At 40.5% G+C, this 5532-nt stretch carries 6 protein-coding genes and 1 other RNA gene; all 7 read right to left on the minus strand.

Annotated features, from left to right (window positions below; genetic code table 11):
• On the minus strand, positions 1 to 465 hold a 465-nt coding region (locus Q0F90_RS06650; protein WP_296004280.1), incomplete at its 3' end, for a HyaD/HybD family hydrogenase maturation endopeptidase.
• A complete protein-coding gene (gene cybH / locus Q0F90_RS06655) occupies positions 458 to 1267 on the minus strand; it encodes a Ni/Fe-hydrogenase, b-type cytochrome subunit (RefSeq protein WP_296004275.1) in 810 nt (269 codons plus the stop codon). The genes Q0F90_RS06650 and cybH, both read right to left, overlap by 8 nt.
• A 14-nt stretch (positions 1268 to 1281) precedes the next feature.
• Positions 1282 to 3135, minus strand: a complete 1854-nt coding sequence (locus Q0F90_RS06660) for a nickel-dependent hydrogenase large subunit (protein WP_296004276.1) — start codon at positions 3133 to 3135, stop codon at positions 1282 to 1284.
• Positions 3135 to 4274: a hydrogenase small subunit gene (locus tag Q0F90_RS06665; RefSeq protein WP_296004277.1), complete on the minus strand. Its 1140-nt coding sequence runs from the start codon at positions 4272 to 4274 to the stop codon at positions 3135 to 3137. Before Q0F90_RS06665 ends, Q0F90_RS06660 begins: the two co-directional genes overlap by 1 nt.
• A gap of 275 nt (positions 4275 to 4549) precedes the next feature.
• Positions 4550 to 4879 (minus strand): co-chaperone YbbN, encoded by a 330-nt coding sequence (locus Q0F90_RS06670; protein WP_296004278.1) that lies wholly within the window; start codon positions 4877 to 4879, stop codon positions 4550 to 4552.
• A gap of 60 nt (positions 4880 to 4939) precedes the next feature.
• An RNA gene (gene rnpB / locus Q0F90_RS06675) (RNase P RNA component class A) lies at positions 4940 to 5290 on the minus strand.
• Between the two features lie 50 nt (positions 5291 to 5340).
• Positions 5341 to 5532: Nif3-like dinuclear metal center hexameric protein (locus Q0F90_RS06680; RefSeq protein ID WP_296004279.1), on the minus strand; the 192-nt coding region annotated here is incomplete at its 5' end.

A 5532-nucleotide genomic window follows, 5' to 3' on the forward strand; every position in this document is an offset into this window, starting at 1 on the left:
GGATTCTGGCTCTACACCAATGACTACAGCATCCTCTAGAGGTTCCTCTTGAATAGCACGGATACGTAAAATATCTTGCATACCTACTTCATGTACAGAAATATGCTCAGTAAAATATTGCTCTAACTCTTTATGAGGGAACTCATAAACTGTTCCAGGCTGTTCTCCACCATTAATGGCATCTACCAGAAGGATCTTCTTCATACCGCGCATATAAGTCAGTAATTCCATCCCCATAGTACCACCATCAATAACGGTAATGGCAGGCGTAAAAGTAAAAGACTCTTTTAAATCTTTAACCACATGTACACCAAGGCCTTCATCGGTAAGTAATATATTCCCCACTCCAAGTAGAACAATTTCATTATTTCCATCATCATAAAGGCTATTTAAATCAATACGCGGACCCTCAGAGTCCGCGTATTGTTCCAAGCCACTGATGAATTCAGTACTTGTATCAGTCATCATTCTTTAATTCACTTTCTCTAGGATCGTCAGGGTTGCTTGGACGATATGTAGTAAAGGATGGTTTCTCTATACGTTCGCCGCGACGACGTTTACCGTTAAGATCCTCAATATCGATTGGATCGTGAGCATAGTATTTCATACCAGAAACCATAGAGGATACCTCACCAGATTCCTCCATAACGTCTTCTCGGAACGCCATGTACACGTGCACAATAGTGAAGAATAAGAAGCACCAAGCAATGTAGTGATGAATCATATGAATATTATATTCCCCACCAAATAGGCCAACTAAAGGAGACAAAAGAGTGCCTAAGAAGCCATTTGGATCGATCATGGCGTACATGGTAGCACCTGTAACGATTTCAAAGAAGAACATAATATACACCATTAAATACGCCGTTCTTGCTAAAGAGTTACGAATCCAATGATGTTCATGTTTTTGAGGGATCATTAAATAGTGTAATACCGCTTCTTTAAGACCATACCAATAACGTTTTTGGCGGAAATTAGGTAAAAGTCTATCACCACGATTAAAGAAACCTGCCGCAATACGGAAAATAAAGGAGAATGTTAAAATTGCCCCTGCACCGAAGTGAATTCGACGCATAGTTTCCATAGAGAACCAGCCATCAATGGCAAAGGTTGGCTCTGGATTACCTGTTATAGCAGCAAAACCTGGGTCACCAATATATAGACCCGTCCAGAATAAAGCTGTTACGCTAAGTACCATAGTCCAGTGGAAGATGCGCAGCCATAAACTAAATACGACATACGCCTTTTTGTCAGTATGTATTAACATAAGTCCACCACCCTTTATTTACACAATGCATCAGTATTGACGGAAACGATTTTTTCGCCTTTTTTATTGTATAAATGGGTTGCACACGCAAGACATGGGTCGAAGGAGTGAATAACCTTCAAAATCTCAAGTGGTTTATCTGCAATTTTTACTTTTGTATCAATCATGGAGTCTTCGTATGCACCATGTTCGTTGGCTGCAGTTTTAGGACATGCATTCCAAGTGGACGGTACAATACATTGATAGTTAGCAGAGCGACCATCTTTGATGTGGATCCAGTGACCCAAACCACCACGAGGTGCATCTACAAGACCAACGCCTTTTGCGTCTTTTTCCCATGTATTTGGTTCAAACTTAGTCATATCTGCTACTGCAGTATCACCATTTTTGATGTTGGATACAAGTTTATTAAAGAAGTATTGGCTAATATTTGCCGCCACTTGTGCATCAAGACCACGACATGCTGTACGGCCTACCATAGTTGTCATCCATACATGTGCAGGTACGCCCAATACTTGGGATACTGTATCGATTTGACGAACGATCATAGCTTCTGCCCAAGTAGGTTCTTTAATGATACCTTGTTTTACTTTTGTATAAACAACGATATATTTTGCTAATGGACCAACCTCTGCAGTTTTGCCTTTGAAAGTTGGGGATTTAATCCAAGAGTATTTTTTATCTTCGTCAAGATATTCCCATTTCTCTTTAGTACCAGATTTAGGGCCTGTGAATTTAGGATCTGTAACACCATCAATAGGATGAAGTGTTTTCGTACCATCTGGATAGGTAAACCAAGAGTGATCAACCTCTTCACTAAGGTATTGAGGATCCATGAAGTCCTTACCTTCCAACGGAATAAATGTAGCTTTATCCACGCCTAATGCAAAGTTCTCTACTACACCATTAGAACGAACAATACATTTTTTATGGTAATCACCATTAGTAGTGCCTGTATAAGTATCATCAGGATAGTCACCGTATGACATAACGCGTTTCTTCGCAAGGCCACCGCCATCAATCATACCTTTTTCTACCAAGTCTTTAGTCAATGCAATGGATTGTTCTACTGCAGCTAGACGTTGTGTATTGATTGGCGCATTCATGTCATTCATAGAAATAGCACATGGCATACCACCAATGATGTAATGTGGATGAGGATTTTTACCACCAAATACAACGTGAGGAATTACAATATCACGTTGACGGTCAAGAATATTCAAGTAATGGGACACAGCCATCAAATGAACCTCAGGTGGTAATAAGTTATAATCTGGATGATCCCACCATTGAGCAGAGAAAATACCTAACTGACCAGATTCAACAATTTTCTTAACCTTTTGTTGTACTGCTGCAAAGTACGCAGTAGTTGCCTTAGGGAATTCTTTAGGATATGCAGAATCTTTAGAAGCTGTTTCCGCTGGCGCTAAGCCACTTACATTATAAGTAGCTAATACATCATTTTGTAATTGTGCTGTTTTAGCTGGATCTGCACTAAGAGCTGCTACAGGGCTAACCCAGTCAAGAGCATGTAAGTGATAGAAATGCACGATATGGTCATGTACATCTAAAGAGCTATGCATAATGTTGCGGATATAGTTTGCATTCTTAGGAATCGTAATACCTAATGCATCCTCTACAGCACGCAAAGATGCTAAAGCATGTGTTGTTGTACATACGCCACAAATACGTTGTACAAAGGCCCATAAATCACGAGGGTCACGATTTTTTGCAACGAGCTCAATACCACGCCAAGCAGTACCAGAAGACAATGCGTCCTCTACCTTACCACTGGCTTCATCAACTTTTATTTCCACCCGTAAATGACCTTCAATACGGGAAATCGGATCTACTACTACGCGTTTCATTAGTGACCTCCTCCATTATTATGCTTCGTTTCATCCCATAAACCTTGTTCTTTCAAGCGTTTTTCCTCTTGAATATCAAGATATTTATTGCGAATAAGGGTTGCAGCACCATGAGCTATAACCGCTGTAGTAGCGCCAACAGCAGCCACTGTACCGATTGTATCAGCAGTTGTAATGGTATTTGCTAATGGAATGTCAGGTAAGCGTTTATAGAATACGTCATTATCCCAGAAGCCCTTTTCAGAGCAACCAATACAGCCGTGACCGGATTGAATTGGATAGGATAAACCGTTCCACCAACGCAAGTTACCACAAGAATTATATGTTTGAGGTCCACGACAACCTACTTTGTACAAGCACCAGCCAGATTTGGATGCATCATCGTCAAATTTCTCAACGAATAGACCAGAGTCAAAGAAGGCACGACGGTAGCATGTATCGTGAATACGATTGCCATAAAATTGTTTAGGACGACCTTGTGCATCAAGAGGTGGAATTTGACCGAATAATGCATAGTGCATTACTACACCAGTCATAACCTCTGGAATCGGAGGACAGCCAGGAACTTTGATAATTGGCTTACCAGATACAACAGAAGATACGGATACTGTATTTGTTGGATTTGGTTTAGCTGCTTGGATACCGCCCCAAGAAGCACAGGAACCATATTCGATGATCGCTGCAGCACCTTTAGCGGCTTCTAACAAGGATTGTTTAAATGTGCGACCACCTACAGTACAGTAAATACCATCTTCATCAAGTGGTACGCCACCTTCAACAGCTAAGATGTATTTACCAGCTTTTTCTTTGATGATTTTTTCTAAATGTTCCTCTAATGGTGCACCAGACGCTGCCGCCAAAGTATCATCATACTCTAAAGAAATCATGTTCAAAATAACATCAGATGTAAATGGAGAAGATGAACGGATAAAAGATTCACTACAACCAGTACATTCATGACCATGTAGCCAAATTACCGTAGGTAATTCAGTTGTTTCAGCAGCCTTAACAACGGTGTCTAACATCGTTGGTGGTAGGCCTAAAATAGCGGTGAGTGCTACACAGGATTTCATAAATGTGCGTCGACTCAAACGGCGCTCTTGGAAGAGTGTCCATAGACTGTTTACACGATTCTTCACGGAATATAGCCTCCTTACAACAACTTTGCGCAATATATGTATATTACTTAATAAACTACAACGACTATGATAGCAATCATTTTTATAAGCTTACTTTATCATCTGATAGAGCTCAACTAACATGATAACAATCACATTCTTACTACTTTATTATAGCACTTTATTAAACTAATAACTATAGAATTTAAGCAAAAAAGCTGTATATAAGAGGCAATTTCTCTTATATACAGCTCTGTATGCTATGTTTTTGTAATTTTTAAACAGTTTTTAGACTGTTATATGATTTCCTTGATTATGGCTTCAAGGACATCAGATTTTTTATAACCTACAATGTAATCAAGCATTTTGCCATCACGGAAGAATACCATAGATGGAATACCATCGATATCTTCTTTTAACAAAATACCACGAAGGTTTTTATCTTCCGCATCAACGCTGAAGAATTCTACTTGTCCTTCGAAGCGTGCTGCCACTGCTTCTACCTCTGGACGCATAACAGTACAAGGTTCACACCAGCCAGCCCAAAAGTCAACAATAGCCAAGCCTTTAGAACCAAGTACTTTTTCATCAAATTCTTGTACACTAGTAATTGCTGTAATTGCCATGAAGTTCTCCTAACAAAGATCTACAATCTTATATACTACTATAAATTATATCCTAAATATGGAAGCAAGCAATCAATAAGCCGAGTTCTGTTCCGCTTGCGCGGTGACGATTATCTTTCTAGGCGTACAGTCGCCTGCACGCTCGAGCGACACAACCCGGAAGGTAGGCGGGACCACCCTTAACCCTTCCCTATTCGGTCTTGCTCCGGATGGGGTTTACCGAGCCAGCCTGTTACCAGACTGCTGGTGAGCTCTTACCTCACCTTTCCACCCTTACCACTGACGTGGCGGTTTCCTTTTCTATGGCACTTTCCCTAAGGTCACCCTCGCCAGACGTTATCTGGCATCCTGCCCTATGGAGCTCGGACTTTCCTCGAGCCCTAAGGACTCGCAACCGTCTTTCATACTTGCTTCAATTCAGTTTATCATAGCTAAGCTATTTGTTGCAAGAAAATGCAACATTATAAAAAGAAGAAATCATTTTGTTCTGTAAAAGCTTGAACCGGAATAGAAAGACCGGTTCCGATTAAATAGTCTCGCAAGCCATCAGCTACAATAGACTCTGTACCAAAATGCCCTGCATCAACTACAAGGATGCCTAATTCCTTAGCCATTTGGGCCTCATGATACTTCACATCACCTGTAATGTATGC

Origin of the sequence: uncultured Veillonella sp. (assembly GCF_934190855.1) — a bacterium.
Lineage (GTDB): Bacteria > Bacillota > Negativicutes > Veillonellales > Veillonellaceae > Veillonella.

Excerpts from the sequence above, each read along its gene's own strand:
- cybH (WP_296004275.1), bottom strand. The coding sequence starts at position 1,267 with ATGTTAATACATACTGACAAAAAGGCGTATGTCGTATTTAGTTTATGG.
- Q0F90_RS06660 (WP_296004276.1), bottom strand. The coding sequence starts at position 3,135 with ATGAAACGCGTAGTAGTAGATCCGATTTCCCGTATTGAAGGTCATTTA.
- Q0F90_RS06670 (WP_296004278.1), bottom strand. The coding sequence starts at position 4,879 with ATGGCAATTACAGCAATTACTAGTGTACAAGAATTTGATGAAAAAGTA.